Source organism: Aeromonas fluvialis (genome assembly GCF_000819885.1).
GTDB lineage: Bacteria > Pseudomonadota > Gammaproteobacteria > Enterobacterales > Aeromonadaceae > Aeromonas > Aeromonas fluvialis.
The window spans coordinates 22,938-43,610 of record NZ_CDBO01000075.1 but is presented as its reverse complement, the minus strand read 5'-3'; the positions used below and the strand labels follow the sequence as shown (position 1 = coordinate 43,610).

General features: G+C 60.5%; 17 protein-coding genes and 1 pseudogene. 9 read left to right on the top strand and 9 right to left on the bottom strand.

The features are described 5' to 3' along the window. Window positions 1-91 precede the first annotated feature (91 nt). The 5 genes from hppD (at window position 92) to BN1125_RS19195 (ending at window position 4,713) form a co-directional block, all read left to right on the top strand. Window positions 92-1,243 carry a 4-hydroxyphenylpyruvate dioxygenase gene (hppD, locus tag BN1125_RS17710; protein ID WP_042013929.1) on the top strand — a complete coding sequence of 384 codons (1,152 nt, stop codon included), beginning with the start codon at window positions 92-94 and terminating at the stop codon, window positions 1,241-1,243. Further along, on the top strand, window positions 1,236-2,387 hold the full coding sequence (locus tag BN1125_RS17705; protein WP_042013928.1) for a homogentisate 1,2-dioxygenase: 1,152 nt from the start codon (window positions 1,236-1,238) through the stop codon (window positions 2,385-2,387). The genes hppD and BN1125_RS17705 overlap by 8 nt, the downstream gene beginning before the upstream one ends. A 10-nt stretch (window positions 2,388-2,397) precedes the next feature. After that, window positions 2,398-3,393: a fumarylacetoacetate hydrolase family protein gene (locus tag BN1125_RS17700; RefSeq protein WP_042013926.1), complete on the top strand. Its 996-nt coding sequence runs from the start codon at window positions 2,398-2,400 to the stop codon at window positions 3,391-3,393. A gap of 138 nt (window positions 3,394-3,531) precedes the next feature. Beyond that, complete coding sequence (maiA, locus tag BN1125_RS17695) at window positions 3,532-4,167, top strand: maleylacetoacetate isomerase (RefSeq protein ID WP_042013925.1); 636 nt, start codon at window positions 3,532-3,534, stop codon at window positions 4,165-4,167. A 378-nt stretch (window positions 4,168-4,545) separates the two neighbouring features. Next, window positions 4,546-4,713, top strand: coding sequence for a hypothetical protein (locus tag BN1125_RS19195; RefSeq protein ID WP_244268523.1), 168 nt, complete (start codon window positions 4,546-4,548; stop codon window positions 4,711-4,713). Window positions 4,714-4,773: 60 nt separating this feature from the next. Here BN1125_RS19195 and BN1125_RS17690 read toward each other — a convergent pair whose 3' ends face one another. From BN1125_RS17690 to BN1125_RS17670, 5 genes are all read right to left on the bottom strand, one after another. Next, entirely contained in the window at window positions 4,774-5,055 is a 282-nt protein-coding gene (locus BN1125_RS17690; protein WP_244268522.1) for a hypothetical protein, read from the bottom strand. A gap of 247 nt (window positions 5,056-5,302) precedes the next feature. Continuing rightward, window positions 5,303-6,967, bottom strand: a complete 1,665-nt coding sequence (gene asnB / locus BN1125_RS17685) for an asparagine synthase B (RefSeq protein ID WP_042013923.1) — start codon at window positions 6,965-6,967, stop codon at window positions 5,303-5,305. A gap of 192 nt (window positions 6,968-7,159) precedes the next feature. Then, complete coding sequence (locus tag BN1125_RS17680; RefSeq protein ID WP_042013922.1) at window positions 7,160-7,528, bottom strand: cupin domain-containing protein; 369 nt, start codon at window positions 7,526-7,528, stop codon at window positions 7,160-7,162. A gap of 143 nt (window positions 7,529-7,671) precedes the next feature. Further along, window positions 7,672-9,246, bottom strand: coding sequence for a cation:proton antiporter family protein (locus BN1125_RS17675; RefSeq protein ID WP_042013921.1), 1,575 nt, complete (start codon window positions 9,244-9,246; stop codon window positions 7,672-7,674). Window positions 9,247-9,300: 54 nt separating this feature from the next. Continuing rightward, window positions 9,301-10,050 carry an HAD-IIA family hydrolase gene (locus tag BN1125_RS17670; protein ID WP_042013919.1) on the bottom strand — a complete coding sequence of 250 codons (750 nt, stop codon included), beginning with the start codon at window positions 10,048-10,050 and terminating at the stop codon, window positions 9,301-9,303. Between the two features lie 197 nt (window positions 10,051-10,247). On the opposite strand from BN1125_RS17670, the gene BN1125_RS17665 reads away from it, so the two are divergent. Beyond that, on the top strand, window positions 10,248-11,312 hold the full coding sequence (locus BN1125_RS17665; protein WP_042013918.1) for an adenosine deaminase: 1,065 nt from the start codon (window positions 10,248-10,250) through the stop codon (window positions 11,310-11,312). 97 nt (window positions 11,313-11,409) lie between these two features. Here the strand turns inward: BN1125_RS17665 and BN1125_RS17660 are convergent, their stop codons facing one another. The 4 genes from BN1125_RS17660 to BN1125_RS17645 form a co-directional block, all read right to left on the bottom strand. Continuing rightward, a complete protein-coding gene (locus tag BN1125_RS17660) occupies window positions 11,410-12,396 on the bottom strand; it encodes a zinc-binding dehydrogenase (protein ID WP_042013917.1) in 987 nt (328 codons plus the stop codon). Window positions 12,397-12,544: 148 nt separating this feature from the next. Continuing rightward, a complete protein-coding gene (locus tag BN1125_RS17655; protein WP_042013916.1) occupies window positions 12,545-13,666 on the bottom strand; it encodes an alkene reductase in 1,122 nt (373 codons plus the stop codon). Between the two features lie 195 nt (window positions 13,667-13,861). After that, window positions 13,862-15,397 carry a TerC family protein gene (locus tag BN1125_RS17650; protein WP_042013914.1) on the bottom strand — a complete coding sequence of 512 codons (1,536 nt, stop codon included), beginning with the start codon at window positions 15,395-15,397 and terminating at the stop codon, window positions 13,862-13,864. A gap of 298 nt (window positions 15,398-15,695) precedes the next feature. Then, a complete protein-coding gene (locus BN1125_RS17645) occupies window positions 15,696-16,622 on the bottom strand; it encodes a cation diffusion facilitator family transporter (RefSeq protein WP_005361338.1) in 927 nt (308 codons plus the stop codon). Window positions 16,623-16,789: 167 nt separating this feature from the next. Here BN1125_RS17645 and ydiJ point away from each other — a divergent pair, with 167 nt between their 5' ends. From ydiJ to tnpA, 3 genes and pseudogenes are all read left to right on the top strand, one after another. Beyond that, on the top strand, window positions 16,790-19,867 hold the full coding sequence (gene ydiJ, locus BN1125_RS17640) for a D-2-hydroxyglutarate dehydrogenase YdiJ (RefSeq protein WP_042013911.1): 3,078 nt from the start codon (window positions 16,790-16,792) through the stop codon (window positions 19,865-19,867). Beyond that, entirely contained in the window at window positions 19,867-20,355 is a 489-nt protein-coding gene (locus tag BN1125_RS17635) for a hypothetical protein (RefSeq protein ID WP_042013908.1), read from the top strand. The genes ydiJ and BN1125_RS17635 overlap by 1 nt, the downstream gene beginning before the upstream one ends. 23 nt (window positions 20,356-20,378) lie before the next feature. Beyond that, window positions 20,379-20,660, top strand: a pseudogene (gene tnpA, locus BN1125_RS18770) (IS200/IS605 family transposase); the annotation flags it as partial. Between the last annotated feature and the right edge of the window lie 13 nt (window positions 20,661-20,673).

Genomic DNA, 20,673 nt, shown 5'->3' with positions numbered 1-20,673 from the left:
GCCCTGCTTCTAATGAAACAAATTATTAACACTTGCCACGCCGCTGCGTGCCGCAATCCGTTTTAACCGAATCACGAGCAAGGAGCGCCCGATGAATGCCACCTCTTCCGCCACCCATACCATCAATCCGTTAGGTCTTAATCCGTTAGGTACGGACGGCTTCGAGTTTGTCGAATACACGGCCCCGGATGGCAACGGGATTGCCGCTCTCAAGCGGCTGTTTGTCTCGCTCGGGTTTGCCGAGGTCGCCATGCATAAACACAAGCAGTGCTGGCTCTACCGGCAGGGGGATATCAACTTCGTGGTCAATGCCGAACCCCACTCCCAAGCCGAACAGTTTGCCAGCCTGCACGGGCCGAGCGTCTGCGGCATGGCATTTCGGGTGAGCGATGCGGGCAAGGCCCAGCAGTTCGCCATCGCCAAGGGGGCCAAGCCCTTTGTCGGCAAGATTGGCCCGATGGAGCTCAATATTCCCGCCATCTACGGTATCGGCGAGAGCACCCTCTCCTTTGTCGACCGCTATGGCGACAAGGGCTCCATCTACGACGTGGATTTTGTCTTCTACCCCGACTGGCAGGCCCGGATGGCGGAGGTGGATGCCGGTCTTATGGAGATCGATCACCTGACCCACAACGTCCATCGCGGCAATATGGATGTCTGGTCCAACTTCTACGAGCGGATCGGCAACTTCCGTGAAATCCGCTACTTCGATATCGAGGGCAAGCTGACCGGGTTGCACTCCCGTGCCATGACCGCCCCCTGCGGCAAGATCCGCATCCCCATCAACGAGTCGGCGGATGACAAGTCCCAGATTGAAGAGTACCTGCGCCAGTACAAGGGGGAGGGGATCCAGCACATCGCCATGGCCTCAAGCGATATCTACCAGACCATCCGCACCCTGCGCAGCCGCGGTACCGGCTTTATGCCGACGCCCGATACCTACTATGAGAAGGTGAACAGCCGGGTCGAGGGGCATCAGGAGGATCTGACGGCCCTGAAAGAGCTGCGCATCCTCATCGACGGTTCCCCCACCAAGGATGGCATTCTGCTGCAGATCTTTACCGACACCGTGATTGGCCCGGTCTTCTTCGAGATCATCCAGCGCAAGGGCAACGAAGGGTTTGGTGAGGGCAATTTCAAGGCGCTGTTTGAATCGATCGAGCTGGACCAGATCCGCCGTGGCGTGCTGGATGGCGGTGAGGATGGCAAGGGTGCACACCAAGAGGGGGCGAGCGATGCGTAACTGGATTAACTTCCCCCATCGGGAGGGAACCCACTCCCGGCAGGCCCATGCCGATCTGCCCGAGCAGGCGATCTATGAGCGCGAACTGGGGCGCAGCGGCTTTTTCGGCCCCGCTACCCACATGCATCACAAGCATGCCCCCACTGACTGGTGCAGTTGGGAGGGGCCGCTGCGGCCACGGCTGTTTGACCTCAATGCCCTGCAAGAGGAGGTGAGTTCACTCTCCCCCTGGGTGGTCCCCGACATTCTCAGCAACCCCCACTGCCGCTATCGCATCTGGCGGCTCTCCGAGGCGATGCCGTTTCTGGTGCGCAACGCCGATGGCGACGAACTGCTGTTTATCCACGAGGGGGGCGGCGAGTTCTTCTGCGACTACGGCCATCTGACCTTGCACGACGGCGACTATGTGGTGATCCCCCGTGGCACCATGTGGCGCATCGAACCCACTGCGCCCCTGTTCATCCTGATGATCGAGGCGACCAACGACAGCTACCAGCTGCCGGACAAGGGGCTGGTGGGCAATCACGCCATCTTTGACCCGGCGGCGCTCGATGTGCCCGCCATCAACGAGCGCTTTTTGGCCCAGCAGGATGAGAACCCCTGGTCGCTGCAGGTGAAGCGCCACGATCAGGTGTCAGTCATCACCTGGCCGTTCAACCCGCTGGATGCGCAAGGGTGGCACGGCGACTTGTGCGTGGTGCGCCTCAACTGGCGGGATATCCGCCCGCTGATGAGCCACCGCTACCATCTGCCGCCGTCGGCCCACTCTACCTTTGTGGCGAGCCGCTTTGTCATCTGTACCTTTGTGCCGCGTCCCATCGAGAGCGATCCTGGCGCCCTCAAGGTGCCCTTCTATCACAGCAATGACGATTACGACGAGGTGCTCTTCTACCACGCCGGGGATTTCTTCAGCCGGGACAATATCGAGCGGGGCATGGTCACCTTTCATCCCGCCGGTTTCACCCATGGCCCCCATCCCAAGGCGTTTGCGGCGGGGCAGGCCTATGCCAAGAAGTTCACCGACGAGGTGGCGGTGATGCTCGATACCCGCGATGCGCTGAACGTCGGTAGCCTCTGCGAAGGGATCGAGAACACCCGGTATGTCTCCAGCTGGCAGCGCCCGGACGCTGCTGCCGGCAAATAAGGAATCGCTTATGAAATTGGCAACATTGAACAATGGCAAGCGCGATGGCGCTGTGGTGGTGGTGAGCCGGGATCTGACCCGGGCGGTGCGAGTGAGCGACATTGCCCCGACCTTGCAGGCCGCCCTCGATGAGTGGGCCGAGGTTGCCCCCAAGCTTGAGGTTGTCTATCAGCAGCTTAACGAGGGCCACGTTGGTGAAGCGTTCCCTTTTGACGAAGCGTCTTGCCTCTCTCCGCTGCCGCGTGCCTACCAGTGGGCCGATGGCAGCGCCTACGTCAACCATGTGGAGCTGGTGCGCAAGGCGCGCGGCGCCGAGATGCCGGAGAGCTTCTGGCACGATCCCCTGATCTATCAGGGCGGCTCCGACAGCTTTCTTGCCCCCCGCGGCCCCATCGTGATGGGTTCGGAGGAGTGGGGGATCGATTTCGAGTCGGAGGTGGCCATCATCACCGATGACGTACCGATGGGGGTGAGCCCGCAAGCTGCGGCGACTCACGTCAAACTGCTGATGCTGGTCAACGACGTCAGCCTGCGAAACCTCATTCCAGGGGAGCTGGCCAAGGGCTTTGGCTTCTTCCAGTCCAAGCCGTCGAGCGCCTTCTCGCCGGTAGCCATCACCCCGGACGAGCTGGGTAATGACTGGCGCGATGGCAAGGTGCTGCTGCCCCTGCGCACCCATCTGAATGGCGCCCTGTTTGGCGCACCGGACGCCGGGGTGGACATGACCTTCAGCTTCTTCGAACTGATTGCCCACGCCGCCAAGACAAGACCGCTCGGGGCGGGTTGCATCATTGGCTCGGGCACCGTCTCCAACTACGATCGCAGCGCCGGTTCATCCTGCATTGCCGAGCGCCGCATGCTAGAAATTCTTGATTGTGATCAGGCTATAACCTCCTATTTGCAGTTTGGTGATAGAGTGTCGATTGCGATGGCAGATCGCTCTGGCCAAAGCTTGTTTGGCACCATCTCTCAACAGGTGGTGCCAGCGAGCGGTCAGGGAGGTTGATGGCCAGCGCCGGTTGGTGGCAACCCTATTCCGGATATGTCCGGATCACGACGTGCCCTCAACCGGTGCCGGATAAACAAAGAGGCAGGTGGCGAGCACCTGCCGGGCTTCGGCCCAGATACCATGCAGGGACAGATTATGTTGCAGTTGTTTGGCTATTGGCGTTCGTCGGCAAGTTTTCGCGTGCGGATCGTGTTGCAGCTCAAGGGGCTCAATTATGAGCAGCATCCGATCAATTTGCGGCAGGGGGAGCAGCGAGAGAAAGCCTATCACCACATCAATCCGCAAGGGTTGGTGCCGTTTCTGGTGGATGGGGATGTGCATATTGGTCAGTCGGTTGCCATCATGGAGTACCTCGACGAGACCTATCCCGCCAACTCCCTGATGCCCTCGGCCCCCGACGCGCGTGCCCGAGTGCGCCAGATCGTCAACATGATCGCCTGCGATATCCACCCTCTCAACAATCTGCGGGTGCTGGGTTATCTGGAGGAGCACTTTAGGTCCAGCAAAGCACAGGAAGCTGACTGGTATCGCCACTGGATTGACGAGACCTTCACCGCCCTCGAACAGTTGTTGATGACCACTGCCGGTGTCTACTGTGTCGGCAACGAAGTGACCCTGGCGGATTGCATGCTGGTGCCCCAGGTCTATAACGCCCGCCGCTACGAGATGTCGCTGGAGGAGTACCCCACCATCCGCCGCATCGTCGCCAACTGCGAGCAGTTGCAGGCCTTTATCAAGGCCGCTCCTGCCAGTCAGCCTGATGCGCAGTGACCTACTGACTTAAATCGCGGGGTGGTGTCAGCACACCATCCTGCGCACTATTCCCCGTCATCTCTTTCTTTCCTCTCTCTATGCGCTTTGCGTGCCTGGTGTTGACGGCTGAATGTCGCCAAGAATCCTTCACCTGTCACACTTATCAACATTTTGCATCGATTGTGTCTTTATTGTTGGTGCTTTTGGGTTGCCAGTCACACTCAAGTCGGTTGATTGGGCTTAGTAACGCCACGCCAGCGGGTCAGCGGAAAGCAGAGATGCAAACAGGTCGCCTATCAGGTGGCCTTGGCTACCTCTTTGGTTTCCACGGTTTATCCGCACTGCTCTTTTTCGTGTTTACGGTTTGATGGCCCGCACTGTCCGGCCCATCATGCCATGGGCAGCGACAAGGTTGCCGCCAACAGCATGCTCAACGACTTCAATCTGCGGGTGATGCAGGAGGCCGAAACGCTGACGGAAGATCGGATCAACCAGATCTTCACGGTGCGCACTCAGGATATTCAGGCCGATATCTTCTTCGCCAACAAGGCGAAAAAGGACTGATTGCCCCCCCATGATGTGGTGGGGCGGCAGAGCATTTCGCCGGGGAGCCAGGTCACCCAGTTACCCCATTGGCATTCGATACGGGCACCGCCCCCAGTCTGGCGGCCTCTTCATCTTCGACCTTGAGCGTCCCGCCACGTACCCCAGTCCAAATTGACAGCCAGAGTCTCCCCAGCGCCAGAACATGTGGTGAAATTTGGCATCGGCGATCTTGATGTCGAGCTTTTCATTGCTGAAGGCCTGGCCAAGCTGCAGTACCACGATATTGTCATTGGCCATTGCAGCCGGACTGGCGAGCAGTGCTGTCAGCAGGCCGATCCTTGATAGAGTGTTCGCGTCCATGCCCCCTCCCGATCCTTGTTGTCATCGTGGTGATCCTGTTGATCACCCTTCAGGCATAGTCAATTGACGCGCTCCCTGTTAATGCATGGTCACTCGGTAAAAAAATTAAATATTTATGAAAAATCAACTATTTGCATGGTCTGATGTGATTTGGCGGGTATGGCAGCGGGGAGATGAAAAAGCCCTTCACCATGGTGAAGGGCTTTTTGCTATCTGACGTTCTCCGCTCGGGTGAACCCGTTTTGGCTTAGTAGCCCTGCTGGTGCACGTCCATCACAGCGCGGCCGGAGGGGTCAGCCATCTCCTTGAACTTGGCATCCCACTCCAGCGCGGTGGGGGTGGAGCAGGCGACCGACTTGCCGTAGGGCACGGTGCGGGCGGCGGCTTCCAGCGGGAAGTGCTCGTCGAAGATGGCGCGGTAGTAATAGGCCTCTTTGGTGAGCGGGGTGTTGATGGGGAAGCGGAACGCGGCTGCTTCGAACATCTGATCCGTCACTTCGGTCTCGACCATCGCCTTCAGGCTGTCGATCCACGAATAACCCACGCCGTCAGAGAACTGTTCCTTTTGGCGCCAGGCCACTTCGTGGGGCAGCAGCTCCTCGAACGCTTCGCGCAGGATGTGTTTCTCGATCTTGCCCTTGCCGCACATCTTGTCGGCAGGCTGCAGGCGCATCGCCACATCCATGAACTCCTTGTCGAGGAAGGGCACGCGACCCTCCACGCCCCAGGCGGCCATCGATTTGTTGGCGCGCAGGCAGTCATAGAGGTGCAGGGCACTGAGCTTGCGCACTGTCTCTTCATGGAACTCTTTGGCGTTGGGCGCCTTGTGGAAGTAGAGATAGCCACCGAACAGCTCGTCGGAGCCTTCGCCGGAGAGCACCATCTTGATCCCCATCGCCTTGATATAGCGGGCCATCAGATACATGGGCGTGGAGGCGCGGATGGTGGTGACGTCATAGGTCTCGAGGTGATAGATGACATCCCGCAGGGCATCCAGACCCTCCTGCACGGTGAAGTGGATCTGGTGATGAATGGTACCCAGATGATCGGCCACCTTGCGGGCGGCGGCGAGATCCGGCGATCCTTCCAGCCCCACGGCGAAGGAGTGCAACTGCGGCCACCAGGCTTCGCTCTTGCCATCGTCCTCGATGCGGCGTGCCGCATAGACCTTGGTAATGGCGGAGATAACGGAGGAGTCCAGCCCGCCGGAGAGCAGCACGCCATAAGGCACATCGCACATCAGCTGGCGCTTGACCGCGGCTTCCAGCGCGGCTTTCAGCTCTGCCTTGTCGCTGACGTTGTGCTCGACCGCGCCGTATTCCATCCAGTCGCGCTTGTACCACTGTTTGAGCTCGCCATCCTTGCTCCACAGGTAGTGTCCCGGCGGGAAGGTTTCAACGCTCTTGCAGACCGGCACCAGCGCCTTCATCTCGGAGGCGACATAGAAGTTGCCGTGTTCGTCGCGACCGGTATAGAGGGGGATGATCCCCATATGGTCACGACCAATCAGGTAGGCATCCTGCTCGGCGTCATAAAGAATGAAGGCAAAGATACCGTTGAGATCGTCAAGAAACGCCGGGCCCTTCTCCTTATAGAGGGCCAGCAGCACTTCACAGTCGGATTTGGTCTGAAACTGGAAGTCGACCTTAAGGCTCTTCTCCAGCTCTTTGTGGTTGTAGATCTCGCCGTTGACCGCCAGCACATGGGTGCGCTCGGGGTTGTAGAGTGGCTGGGCGCCATTGCCCGGATCGACGATGGCCAGACGCTCGTGCACCAGAATGGCTTTATCGGAGCTGTAGACGCCGGACCAGTCAGGCCCGCGGTGACGAAGTCGCTTGGACATCTCCAGCGCCGATTTGCGCAGGGCAACTGCATCGGACTTGATATCCAGAATGCCGAAAATTGAACACATTGGCGGTAATCCTCTTGATTTTTATATGAGCCCCCCACGTTCGGGCTCGAAATTCCATTTACATTCCTCGTCAGACACAATGCCTAGCGGAAAAACCTTTTGCAAGCGGGAAAACCGCAGAAAATCATGCCGTAAGCGTCAAGCGGATCAACAGGATAAGGGCTGCTGCAACGGGGCAGGGTGACGTGAACGTCAAGCCGATGCGGGCTCGAAGATCACATAGACCTTGCGACAGGGGGTGAGGGTCTCCCACTCGCCGACAAAGCCGGCCGGAATCACGAATTGATCCCCCGGTTTGAGGGCCAGCTGGCCGCCCTGACTGTCGTGGATCACCACATCCCCCTCCAGCAGCTGGCAATACTCGTGCTCGGTGTAATGGATGGCCCAGCGGCCCGGCTCGCAAGCCCAGAAGCCGATGTGAAACTGCTGGCTGGGATCGGAGTAGTGGTTCCACACCGTTTGCGCCGGGTTGCCCGCTTTAATGCGCTCGGGGGCTGGCATCAGCGGGGTAGGGGCCGCCTCGTGGCGGTCGAGCAAAATCCAGTCGTTGAGGGTCTTCATGGTGCCTCCTTGGCAGCGGCAGATAGGAAAGCGGGGCCATCCCGGCCCCGCGTTTGTTCGTTTTATTAAACGAGGTTGTGCATAACTTAAACGATGCGCATTCCCTTGCCAAGCGCTCCTGCCAAGGGCCGCTGCCCGGCGACTCAAAGCGGCTGCAAGCGGCGGATCACATGGCGGGCAAAGCCGCTGCCCGCTTCGTTGTAGACGTTGAACACCGCATCCACCCCTTGTTCTTGCAAGGAGGCGATATCGTCCTCGAAGCGGACGATGGCGGCGATCTTGCCGTTGAACCCGTGGCTGCGCAGCTTCTCGATGGCGTAGAGATTCCCCGAGTGGTGGGGCATCGCCAGCAGCACCAGATTGACCTGATTGGAGAGCAGCACCTTGTCCCAGAAATCGGTATCGGTGGCATCCCCCTCGATGACGTTCATCCCCTGGGCGCGCAGGGTCGGCAGTTTTTCGCTGTCGTTCTCTACCCCGAGGATGACGTTGCCGTATTTGTTCTCCAGCTCGAAGTAGGCCCCCTGACCGATCCGTCCCATGCCGAGGATGATCACCTCCGCATCGCCAAGCTCGATGGGTCTGTCTTCCGGATGAAGGTTGCTCGCCTGCAACCCCCGCAGCCAGTTGCCGATGCGGTGGTAGATCCGCTCGCTCTGGGCATTGAGGGGGGCGGAGATCATAAAGCTGGCCGCCAGCGCCAGCGAGACCGCTATCAGCCAATCGTGAGAGATCCAGCCGGCCTTGGCGGCGATGGCGGCGACGATCAGGCCAAACTCCGAGAAGTTGCTGAGGACCAAGGTGGAGAGCAGGGCGGTGCGCACCCGCAGGTGGGCGCCGCTGTAGACCAGATAGTAGAGGGCGCTTTTGAGCGGCAGGGCCAGCACCAGTGCCAGCGCCAGCAGCATGGTGTCGTGGGTCGGCAAGCCATTGAGGCCGATGGTGAGAAAGAAGCAGATCAGAAACAGGTCTTTGAGGTTAAAGAGCGCCTTGGCCAGACCCGCCGCAGCAGGATGGGAGGCGAGCAGCATGCCGATGATCAGCGCCCCGAGATCCGGCTTGAGCCCGACCACTTCAAAGCCGGCTGCGCCCACCACCAGCGCCAGAAAGACGCCAAACAGTACCTGCAGCTCGCCGTGACCGGCCCGCTCCAGCAACTTGAACAGCAAGGGGCGCAGCAGCGGCAGCCCCAATACCCAGAGCGCCCAGATGCTGGGCAACTTGCCACTGGAAAAGGTGAGGAACGCCACGGCGAACAGATCCTGCATCACCAGTACCCCGATGGCAATGCGGGCGTAGAGGGCATTCATGTCGCTGCGATCTTCCAGCACCTTGACCGCAAACACAGTGCTGGAGAAGGAGAGGGCAAAGCCCAGCAGCAGTGCCAGCTTCCAGTCCAGCGACAGGGCAAGCTCGAGGCCGATCCCCTTGCAGACCAGCAGCACCACGGTAAAGAGCAGGGTGGAGAGCAGCAGGTGCAGGCTGGTAGTGCCCCACACATCGCGCCGCATCAGGGTCTTGATATTGAGTTTGAGGCCGATGGTGAACAGCAGCAGGGTGACGCCGAGATCGGCCACTTCACTCAGGGCGGGGCTATTTTCATACCCCATGCCGTTGAGGATAAAACCGGCGGCCAGAAAGCCGAGCAGGGGCGGCAAGCCAATCAGATTGACTACCATGCCGCAGCCAAAGGCCACGGCGATCAGAATGGGTTCCATAACAGATCCTGCAAGGGCAGGAGAAGCCTGCCCTGTTTAACGCTTGGGTGGTGATTACACGATATCGATGTCGACCACGGAGTCGAAAATATGGTTCGGGCGAAACGGCATGCGGTCGATATCCGCCACCTTGCTCACCCCGGAGAGCACCAGCACGGTTTCGAGACCGGCCTGAAAGCCCGCCAGAATGTCGGTGCGCAGGTTGTCACCGATGATGATGGTGTCGTCGGAGTGGGCCTCCATCCGGTTGAGCGCCGCACGGATGATCCAGGCGCTCGGCTTGCCGACATAGAAGGGTTTCTTGCCGGTCATCCGCTCGATGGGGGCGCACAGGGCGCCGCAGGCCGGGTGCATCATGGGACCGTGGGTATCGGGGTTGGTGGCGATAAAGCGGGCCCCCTGATCGACGAACTTGGCCCCCTGCTGCATCATGGTCCAGTTGTAGTTGCGGGTCTCGCCCACCACCACGAAGTCGGGGTCGATGTCGGTGATGGTGAAACCGGCCTTGTAGAGCTCGTGGGTCAGCGCCCCTTCGCCAATCACATAGGCTTTCTTGCCATCCTGGCGCTTGAGGAAGTCGGCGGTGCCCATGGCGGAGGTGTAGAAGCACTCCTCCGGCACCTCGACGCCAGCGGAGCGGAAGCGGTTTTGCAGATCTTTCTGGGTCTGGGCCGGGTAGTTGGTGAGGAACAACAGCTTGCTGCCCTGTTCAATCAGGCGGTGGACGAAACGGTCGGCACCGGGAATGAGATCGTTGTTGTGCAGGATGACACCGTCGATATCGCAGATGACGTTCTTCTTCATGAAAACTCCTTGTCAGGGCGCAGGCGAGCCGCCAATCGTTAAGATGTTCAATCAGCTATGATTTTTCTGACGCCATTATAAGTCTGTTTGATGACAAGTCTCCCCTCTGTCGTCACTTGGGTGCACAATAAAGCTGCCGTCGGGTCACTCTGGTGGAGGGGCTGACGCCGGATCACTTTGCTGCTGGAGCCGTCGCTATGGACATGCCTATTCCCAAGTCAGTCACAACCGAACCGCTCAGCGCCGGGCAATTTATCGCCGGGCTGCCGAAACTGGAGCTGCACCTGCACATCGAGGGGACCCTCGAACCCGAGCTGATGTTTGAGCTGGGCCGCCGCAACGGCGTGCCACTGCCCTGGCCCGATGTGGCCAGCGTGCGCGCCGCCTATGACTTTGACTGCCTGCAATCTTTTCTCGACCTCTACTACCGTGGTGCCAGCGTGCTCATTACCGAGCAGGACTTCTTCGATCTCACCTGGGCCTATCTGGCGCGTTGCGCCGCCGACAAGGTGGTGCATGTGGAGATCTTCTTTGACCCGCAGACCCACACCGCCCGCGGCGTTCCCTTTGCTACTGTACTCGGCGGTATCGAGCGGGCGCTGCAGCGCGGGGAGAAGGCGTTTGGCATCAGCTGGCGCCTTATCATGAGCTTCTTGCGCCACCTCAGCGAAGAGGAGGCGTTCGCCACCTTGGCGCAAGCCGAGCCATTCCTGTCGCGCATTCATGGCATCGGCCTCGACTCGGGGGAGAGGGGCAATCCGCCCAGCAAATTTGCCCGGATTTTTGCCAAATGCCGCGAGCTGGGGCTGCCGGTGGTGGCTCACGCGGGTGAAGAGGGGCCTGCCGACTACATCTGGCAGGCGATCAACGAGCTGCAGGTGTGTCGCATCGATCACGGGGTGCGCTCGGCAGACGATCCCGAGCTGCTGAGCTATCTGGCTGATACCCGGCTGCCGCTCACCGTCTGCCCCCTCTCCAACACCCGGCTCAAGGTGTTCGGCAATATGGCTCAGCACAATGTGTTGCGGCTGCTGGAGCAGGGGCTCTGCGTCACCATCAACTCCGACGACCCCGCCTATTTTGGTGGCTATATGAATGCCAACTTTGTGGCGCTGGCCGATGAACTCGGCGCCAGTCCGGAGCAGCTCTGCCGCCTGTCGCTCAATGCGGTTGAGGCGAGCTGGCTCTCTCTGGCCGACAAGGTGCGGCTGACCCGCGATATCCGCAGCTATGCCGCGGCCCACGGGGTGATCCTGCACTGAGTCCGATGCAGCAGAAGCCGAGATAAAAAGAGGCCCGCCATCACTGGCGGGCCTCTCTCGTTTCAATGGTCGGTGTGGTTATCGGGGCAGGTCAGCGTTATGCCACTCGCACCAAAAACTTCTCGCCCTGTCCTTCGCGCTTGAAGCGGTCGAGCAGGGTCGGCAGTGCCTCGAAGTTGCCCACTACCAGCGGCGGCAGGGTCAGCTCGCCGCTCGCCATTTGATCCATCATGGCGACACCGGCGGCCACCAGTCGGCTCCACTGTTTGTCGGTGCCAAAGGCGTGCTGGGCGCCCAGCGCAATCTCGTGCAAGGAGTGGCAATGGCTAAAGGCGGGCAGCGGATTGTGCGGGATGCGCCCGAGCACCGTCACCATATGACCGTAGTAGCCCAGCGCGGGCAGCAGGCTCTCTGCCTGCTGGCTGGAGACCAGATCGATGATCCCCTCGAACGGCTCGTTGCCGTTGGCGGCTTGCAATATGGCCAGCCAGTCGGGATCCCGATAATCGGCCACCCCCTGCACCCCGATCTGTTTGAGCCACTGATGGTGGCGTGGGCTGGCGCTGGCAAAGACCCGCGCCCCCTGCTGGAGGGCGAGCTGCACCGCAAAGCGGCCGACACTGCTGCCAGCACCGGTGATGAGCAGCGCTTCCCCGTGCAGGCGCGGCAGTTTGGCCAGTGCCTGCCAGGCGGTGAGGCCGGGACAGGGCAGGGCGGCCGCTGCCTCATCACTCAGAGCATCGGGCACCGGCAGCAGGGCGCGGGCCGGTACCCGGGTGTGGCGGGCAAAGCTGCCGTGGTGGCGCAGGTCGGTGTGGTAGGCAACCCGGGCGCCGAGGCGCAGATGGCTGACGTTGGTGCCGAGGGCCACGATCGTGCCCATGCCATCGACGCCAGGCACCTGACCCGCCTGCCAGTTGCCATGGCCATACTCCATCAGTTTCCAGTCCACCGGATTGAAGGCGATGACCCGGTTGGCCACCAGCACCTCGTCAGGGGAGAGCGGTGCCAGGGGCAGATCGGCGAGGGTAAGCTGGGTCGGTTCACCGGGGGCATGCCAGCACCAGGCTTGGGTGTGATTCATGGTGACTCCTTGTGAAAGCGTGGGGGAAAAGAACAACGAGATGATTGCAACAGTAAGAGCGTCATAAGTATCACTGCTGAGAATGGGCAACAATACGGCAGGCCCCAACCTGTGGGGCCTGTTTTCGTGGCCGGTTGGCCATCGGTGATCAGCGATCGCTTGTTGCGTCATCGGCCTGATAGACGGGGTAATCGGTCAGCCCCTTCTCGCCGCCGCCAAACAGGGTGGCCGGATCGTGGGGGGCCAGCGGGTAGCCGTGGCGCAGCCGGTTCGGTAGATCCGGGTTGGCGACGAAGGGACGGCCAAAGCCAATCATGTCGGCCCAACCAGCCTCAAGGGCGGCGCGCGCGCAGGCACCATCATATTTACCGGCATAGATGAGGGTATTGGGGAAGGCATCCCGCAGACCCTGTTTGAAGTTCTCCGGCATCAGGGGGGCATCGTCCCAGTCCGCTTCGGCAATATGCAGGTAGACGATATCAAGCTGGCCCAGCAGACGGGCGGCGGCCAGATAGGTCTCCTGCGGATTGGCATCGACGGTGCCGTTGAGGGTGGTGAGCGGCGCGAGGCGCACCCCAACCCGATCGGCCCCGATCTCGGCGCAGACGGCCTCGGTCACCTCTTTGAGGAAGCGCAGGCGGTTTTCCAGCGAGCCGCCGTAACGGTCGGTGCGGGCGTTGGACTCGGAGTCGAGGAACTGGTTGATGAGGTAGCCGTTGGCGGCGTGCAGCTCGATGCCGTCAAACCCGGCGCTGATGGCGTTGCGGGCCCCCTGACGGAACTGACCGATCACGGCGTCGATATCGGTCTGGGTCATGGCGCGCGGGGTGACCGTCTCGACGAAACCGGGCTCATCGCTGCCGTTATCGACGAACACCTTGACCCCTTTTGCCTGAATGGCGGAGGAAGAGATGGGCTGGGCGCCGCCGATGTTGTCAGGGTGAGTGACCCGGCCGACATGCCAGAGCTGGGCGAACATAGTGCCCCCCTTGGCGTGTACGGCATCGGTCACCAACTTCCAGCCCGCGATCTGATCGGCGCTGTAGATCCCCGGTGTCCAGGCGTAGCCCTTGCCTATGGGGTCAACCTGGGTGCCTTCGCCGATGATCAGGCCCGCCTCGGCGCGTTGGGCGTAATAGCTCGCCATCATGGCGTTGGCCACATCACCGGGCTGGCTGGCACGGGAGCGGGTCATGGGAGGCATGACGATACGGTTGGCAAGGTGCAGTTGACCGAGACGCAGTGGGCAAAACAGGTGATCGTGGCTCATCTTGAGTTCCTTGTGGTGGCAGTGAGGCCACTCTATGCCGGTATCTTGTTGTGAAAAAGAGGGGTAATTGCACCATTGAATTGTATCTGGCGCAGCAATAGGGAGAGGTGCATTGATGGGGGACAGGATGAGTACTGCAGGCGAACAATAAAAGAGGGCCCGCAGGCCCTCTTGTTATCATGCTATTGGCGATAGTCAGCTGGTGGCTGGCATCACCCTGACCCGCTCGATGCGCCGCTCGCTCACCTCGATCACCTCGAAGTTGAGCTGCTGCAGTTGCAACTGCTGGCCCGGGGCGGGCAGGGTGCCGAAGTGGGAGAGCAGCATGCCGGCCAGGGTCACGTATTCGTCGCTCTCGCTCACCAGCCCCTCGTATTCGAGCACCTGCTCCACATGGTGGATGTTGGTGCTGCCGTTGATGAGCCAGCCAGCTCCATCGCGGACCATGTCGGGGGTCTCGTCTTCATCGGGCAGCTCGCCGACGATAGCCTCCAGCAGATCGTGGGTGGTGACCAGCCCCTGGATCACGCCAAACTCGTCGGAGACCAGAATAAGGCTCCCCTTGGCTTTGCGCAGCTCCGCCAGCAGGCGGATCACGTTGATGGTCTGCGGCACGATTATGGGATCGTTTTGCTTGGCCAGTTCGCTCAAAGATTGCCCTTCATTCAAGGCAAACAGCAGGTCGCGCGCCTTGACCACCCCGATCACCTCGTCCAGATCCCCGTCACAAATGGGGAACAGGCTGTGGGGCTCCTGCTTCAGCAGGGCGCGGATCTCGTCGCTGGAGTCGTTGATGTCGATCCAGGCCATCTCCGAGCGCGGGGTCATGATGGTGCGAATGGAGCGCTCGGCCAGCGACAGTACGCCGGTCACCATATAGCGCTCCTCTTCACCAAAGCTCAGCGGCGCGGCGGGGGCGGCGTCCAGATCATCATCTGCCTGCTGTTGATACGCCTTGCTGCCCATCAGCTTGAAGATGGCGGCGGTGGTGCGTTCCCGCAGGGGCTGTTTGGACTCGTGGCGCATGGCGCTGCGCTGGGCCAGCTGGTTGAAAAATTCGATCAGCACCGAGAAGCCGATAGCCGCGTAGAGGTAGCCCTTCGGAATATGGAAGCCGAAGCCTTCTGCCACCAGGCTGAAGCCGATCATCAAGAGGAAGCTCAGACAGAGCACTACCACAGTGGGGTGGGCGTTGACGAAGCGGGTCAGCGGTTTGGAAGCGAGCACCATCACCACCATGGCGATGGTCACGGCCGCCATCATCACCCACAGCTCATCCACCATGCCGACGGCAGTGATGATGGAGTCCAGCGAGAAGACCGCATCCAGCACCAGGATCTGGGCGATCACCACGCCGAAGCTGGCGTAGGCACCGATTGGGCCATCTTCCTGGGGCTTGGCCTCCAGCCGTTCATGGAGCTCGGAGGTGGCCTTGAACAGCAGGAACAGGCCGCCGCCCATCAGGATCAGATCCCGACCGGAGAAGGGGTGATCCCAGATATGCAGGATGGGGGCGGTCAGAGTGACCAGCCAGGACATGACGCTCAAGAGTCCAAGTCGCATCAGCAGGGCCAGCGACAGGCCGATGATGCGCGCCTTGTCCCGCTGGGCGGGGGGCAGTTTTTTCACCAAAATGGCGATGAAGACCAGGTTGTCGATCCCCAGCACGATTTCCAGAATGATCAGGGTAAACAGACCGATCCAGATATGGGGATCCAGCAGCAATTCCATGTATGACCTCAATAAAAACAGACAGAGCAAGCAGTGAGCACGGCTCACGACGGCCGTAGTGACAGCAGGGCTATGACGTTATTCAGAGGCGCTGATTAAGCAGATAGAGATAGGTTTTGACGGGAAGAAACGAAGGGCAACTTCGGGGATTGTCCATGATGGGCAATAAAACCTCGGGTTAAAAATGAGCCCTGATGATAACGACTGATGCCAATTTGGCAAGTGCAGCGTGAGCGGGGCGTGATGGGGTTGTGATGAGACAGGGGGAGGGGCCGTGCCGCGCTCCCCCGTGCGGTCGTTACAACCAGCGCTTTTCGCGGGTGAAACAGACCGATAGCCAGGCATCCCCCAGGGTGTCGCCGAGGCGAGACCAGAGCTCCTGACGCAGGGCATCCTGACGTTCGACGGGCCACTCCTGACCCGGTGCCACCAGAATGTTCAATTCCAGATCGAAGCGGCGACCGCTTTTGGCCAGATGGCTGTAGCACTCGATGCCGTGGCGCTGGCGCAGCGCCTCGATCTCCTGCTCGACTTGCCGTGGCACATCCCCCTTGGGGGCGATTTTCAACACTTCTCGCAGGTTGCGACCGAGCACCTTGATGGGAATGAGAGTAGCGCAGAGGGCCAGCAGCGAGACCAGCACCGGGTCTATGTAGCGGTTGTATTGGCCGTAGCCGATGGCATCGAGGCCGATGGCGACCACGAAACCGATAAGCAGGGTGGCGCTGAGCAGGGTATCTACCAGCCACTCCTTGGAGTCGACCCGCACCAGCTCGGAGTCTACCTGCTCGGCGACCTGGGCTTCGATGCGATAGATGATGGCGCAGAAGAAGGTGGAGACGGCGGCATAGATAAGGGCGTGGCCGAGATCGATCTCCCGTCCGCCATCCAGCAGGGTGGTGATGCCGCTATAGAGAGCACCAAGGCAGAGCAGCAGAATAATGGTGCCATTGATGACGTTGGTGATGGGCTCGAAGTGGGCGTAGCCATACTGGAAGCGCGCATCGGAAGGGCGGGTAACGAGATAGGCGGTAACAAGACCGAGGCCGGTCATGCCCATGCTGAACAGGGTGAAGATACCGTCGAGCATGATGGCGTTGGAACCGACGAAGAGGCCGTAGCCGATGCCGAAGATGGCAAAGGTGATACAACCGAACAGCGACAGGGTAAGCGCCTGTTTTTCGGTGGTGACCAGCGTACTGATAACATGGCTGTGGTGAGCCATAAAAGTCCTCCTTTCAAATGGTGAATATTGCCAAGCGCAAGCGGTTTTCTAGCTGATATACTGCCCGCTCACATGTGAGCGGACTGGCCTGATTGCCATTGACAGGCGGCTGGCCAGTCGTTGTCGCCGGCGTGCCGGCATCAAGCAAAGGATGGGAACAAGGATTCATGATCCCGAGACTCGATTACCAGGACAGTTTGTCACCCGCAACCCTGCAGTTTCTTGAGTTGCTAGAGCGCAGCGCATTTCGTGGTGATATCGAAAAGTCTTATGCAAGCCGGTTGGCGATGGCGACGGATAACAGCGTCTATCAGGTAGTACCTCAGGCGGTTCTCTATCCGCGCAGTGCGGACGACATAGCAGCAATGCTCAAGCTGGCCGCTGAGCCGGCGTTCGCCTCCTTGAGTTTTTTTCCTCGCGGTGGCGGTACCGGCACCAATGGTCAGTCATTGGGCGGCGGCATTATCGTCGATCTCTCCCGTTATATGAACCAGATCATGGAAATTAATCTGGAAGAGGGGTGGGTGCGGGCCCAGGCCGGGGTGGTGAAAGACCAGCTCAACGCCTACTTGAAGCCCCACGGCTACTTCTTCTCGCCGGATCTTTCCACCTCCAACCGCGCCACCTTAGGGGGCATGATCAACACCGATGCCTCGGGGCAGGGGTCACTGGTTTACGGCAAAACCTCGGATCACGTGCAGGGCCTCAAAGCGGTGCTGGAGAATGGCGACATCATGGCCACAGAGCCGCTGACCGGTGAGCGACTGGCCGACAAGCTGACGCTGGAGAATCGGGAAGGGGAGATCTATCGCACCCTCTATCGCATCGGCAAGGAGCGCCGAGCCGACATCGAGGCGACCTTCCCCAAGCTCAACCGCTTTCTGACCGGCTACGATCTCAAGCACCTCTATCAACCCGACACAGATACGCTGGATGTGAGCCGGGTGCTGTGTGGCTCGGAAGGGTCTCTGGGTTTTATCACCGAAGCCAGACTCAACATCACACCGATCCCGCGCTACCGCACCCTGGTCAACGTCAAGTACGACAGCTTCCCCTCCGCCCTGCGCAACGCTCCCTTTATGGTGCAGGCGCAAGCTCTCTCGGTGGAAACGGTGGATTCCCGGGTATTGGGGCTGGCACGCGCCGACATCATCTGGCATTCGGTGAAAGAGCTTATTCAGGATGTGCCCGGCAAGGATCTGCAGGGGCTCAACATCGTCGAGTTTGCCGATACCGATGAGGCAGAACACAAGGCCAAGGTGGCGGAGCTCTGCCGCCGTATCGAGGGGCTGTTGGCCAAGGGTGAGGCGGGGATCATCGGCTATCAGGTGTGTGACCACCTGCCAAGCATCGAGACCATCTACACCATGCGCAAGAAGTCGGTGGGGCTGCTGGGCAACGCCGAAGGGCGCAAGAAGCCGGTGGCCTTCACTGAAGATACCGCCGTGCCGCCAGAGTCACTGGCCGATTTCATCATGGAGTTTCGCGCCCTGCTGGACGGCCACGGTCTCGACTACGGCATGTTCGGCCACGTCGATGCCGGTGTGCTGCATGTGCGCCCGGCGCTGGATTTGTGCGATCCCGAGCAGGAAGTGCTGCTGCGCCGCATCTCCGATCAGGTGGTGGCGCTCACCGCCAAATATGGCGGCCTGATGTGGGGCGAGCACGGCAAGGGCTTTCGCTCCGAATACAGCCCCGCCTTCTTTGGCGAGCTGTGGGAGGAGCTGCAGCGGGTCAAGGGAGCGTTCGACCCGGCCAACCGCATCAACCCGGGCAAGATCTGCGTGCCGTATGGCAGTGGCGCCGAGCTGGTCTCGGTGGATGGCCCCAAGCGTGGCAAGTTTGACCGCCAGATCCCGCTGGCGGTGCGTACCAGCTACACCCGGGCCCTGGACTGCAACGGCAATGGTCTGTGCTTCACCTTCGAGACCGACTCCCCCATGTGCCCCTCGGTCAAGATCAGTCGCGATCGCCGTCACTCCCCCAAGGGGCGGGCGGGCCTGATGCGCGAGTGGTTACGCCAGCTGGCGGAGCAGGGGTTTGATCCGCTGGCGGAAGAGGTGGCGCTGCAATCCGGTGGTGTGCGTTTCAAACAGCTGGTGGACAAGGTGCGCAACAGCTGGGCCAAACAGCGCGGGGAGTATGATTTCTCCCACGAGGTGATGGAGGCGATGGCCGGCTGTCTTGCGTGCAAGGCGTGCACCAGCCAGTGCCCGATCAAGGTGGATGTGCCCGATTTTCGCGCCCGTTTTATGCAGCTTTATCACGGCCGCTACCTGCGTGCCCCCAAGGATTACTTCGTCGGCACGGTGGAGAGCTATGCGCCGCTGCTTGCCAAGGCGCCGAAGCTGGTCAACTTCTTCCTCGAAAAAGAGTGGGCCCAGAAGGCGACCGAGAAGAGCATCGGCATGGTGGATGTGCCACTTCTGAGCGTGCCGACCCTGGCCGAGGCGCTACGTGACCATCGCGCCCGCTACTTCGACCTGCCGGGGCTGGAGCGGATGAGCGCCGAACAGCGCCAGAAGGTGTTGCTCATTGTGCAGGATCCCTTTACCAGTTATTACGACGCTCCCGTGGTGCGCGACCTGGTGAAACTCGCCAGCAAGCTCGGGTTCCAGCCCTATCTGCTGCCGTTCAAACCCAACGGCAAGCCCCAGCATATCAAGGGGTTCCTGCGCGCGTTTGCCCGCACCGCCGCCAACAGTGCCCAGTTCCTCAACAAGGTGGCGGCGCTTGGCATTCCCATGGTGGGGGTGGATCCGGCCATGGTGCTCTGCTATCGCGACGAGTATGCCAAGGCGCTGGGGTCGGCTCGCGGTGATTTTCAGGTGTTGCTGCCACAGGAGTGGCTGCTATCGCTGCCGGCAGATCAACTGCCTGTTAGCGGCGACAAGGCAAAGAGCGGGGAGGGGAGTGAACCCGAGCCCTGGTATCTGTTCGCTCACTGCACCGAGAAGACCGCCAAGCCCTCGACCCATGGCGACTGGATCACTCTGTTTGGCCGTTTCGGGGCCAGCTTGCAGCCGGTCTCGGTGGGCTGCTGCGGCATGGCGGGCACCTATGGTCACGACGTCAAACAGGTAGAGAATTCCAAGGGAATTTATGGGCTGAGCTGGGCCGAGCCACTCGCTCGTCTGCCCAAGGGACGCTGTCTGGCCACCGGCTACTCTTGCCGTAGCCAGGTCAAGCGAATGGAGGGGGAAAAGCTTAAACATCCATTGCAGGCCCTGCTGGAGCTGCTCTGATGCTGAGTCTGCCCAAACGGTTTCGGGTGCCGAAGGCCTATCGGCACCCGGATTTCTTGCTGCTGCCTGCCACCCCTGCCCAGGCTGTGGTGGAGTTTGTCGCCATCCTGCGCGAGCGCGAACAGCTTCATCAACTGTTTCGCCCGAATGATATCTGGCCCTCCGCCAACTTCAGCCTGAGTCAGCACGAAGGGGATATGGCGTGGCAGCAGTCGGAGTTTCTGGCCAAGCGGTCTTTTGCCTATGGCCTTTGGAGTCCGGATCGGGAGCCGCAATTCTGGGGCGGGGTTTATCTCTACCCCTCGGTGTTGCCGGAGGTAGAGGTGGAACTCTTCTTCTGGAAGGTGGCCGAGGCGCCCATCACGGATGAGGAGCTGGAGGCTCAGCTGCGCGACTGGCTCGCCAAGGTGTGGCAGTGGCCAGAACCCCGTCTGCCGGGGCGAGAAGTGCCTTGGGCCGAGTGGCCCGGCGTTACCTATCCCTGGTGACATCCCGCTTAAGGGCATGATTGTTATCTGCGGCAAAGAAGTGGGAGATCGACATTCTGGAGATGGATGGCGAAGCCGATCACGTTCATCTACTGGTAGCCTATCCGCCGAAGTTGGCCGTCAGTGTATTGGTCAATAATTTGAAGTCGGTCAGCAGCCGCCACATTCGCATATTGAATACGCACCTACGAAAGCAGAGTAATAGTGGGGTGCTGTGGTCGCGCTCTTACTTTGCTTGCAGTGCTGGCGGGGCCACTATTGAAACGCTCAAGGCGTATGTGGCCTCGCAGAACACACAAAATTAGCTCCCCTTATCTC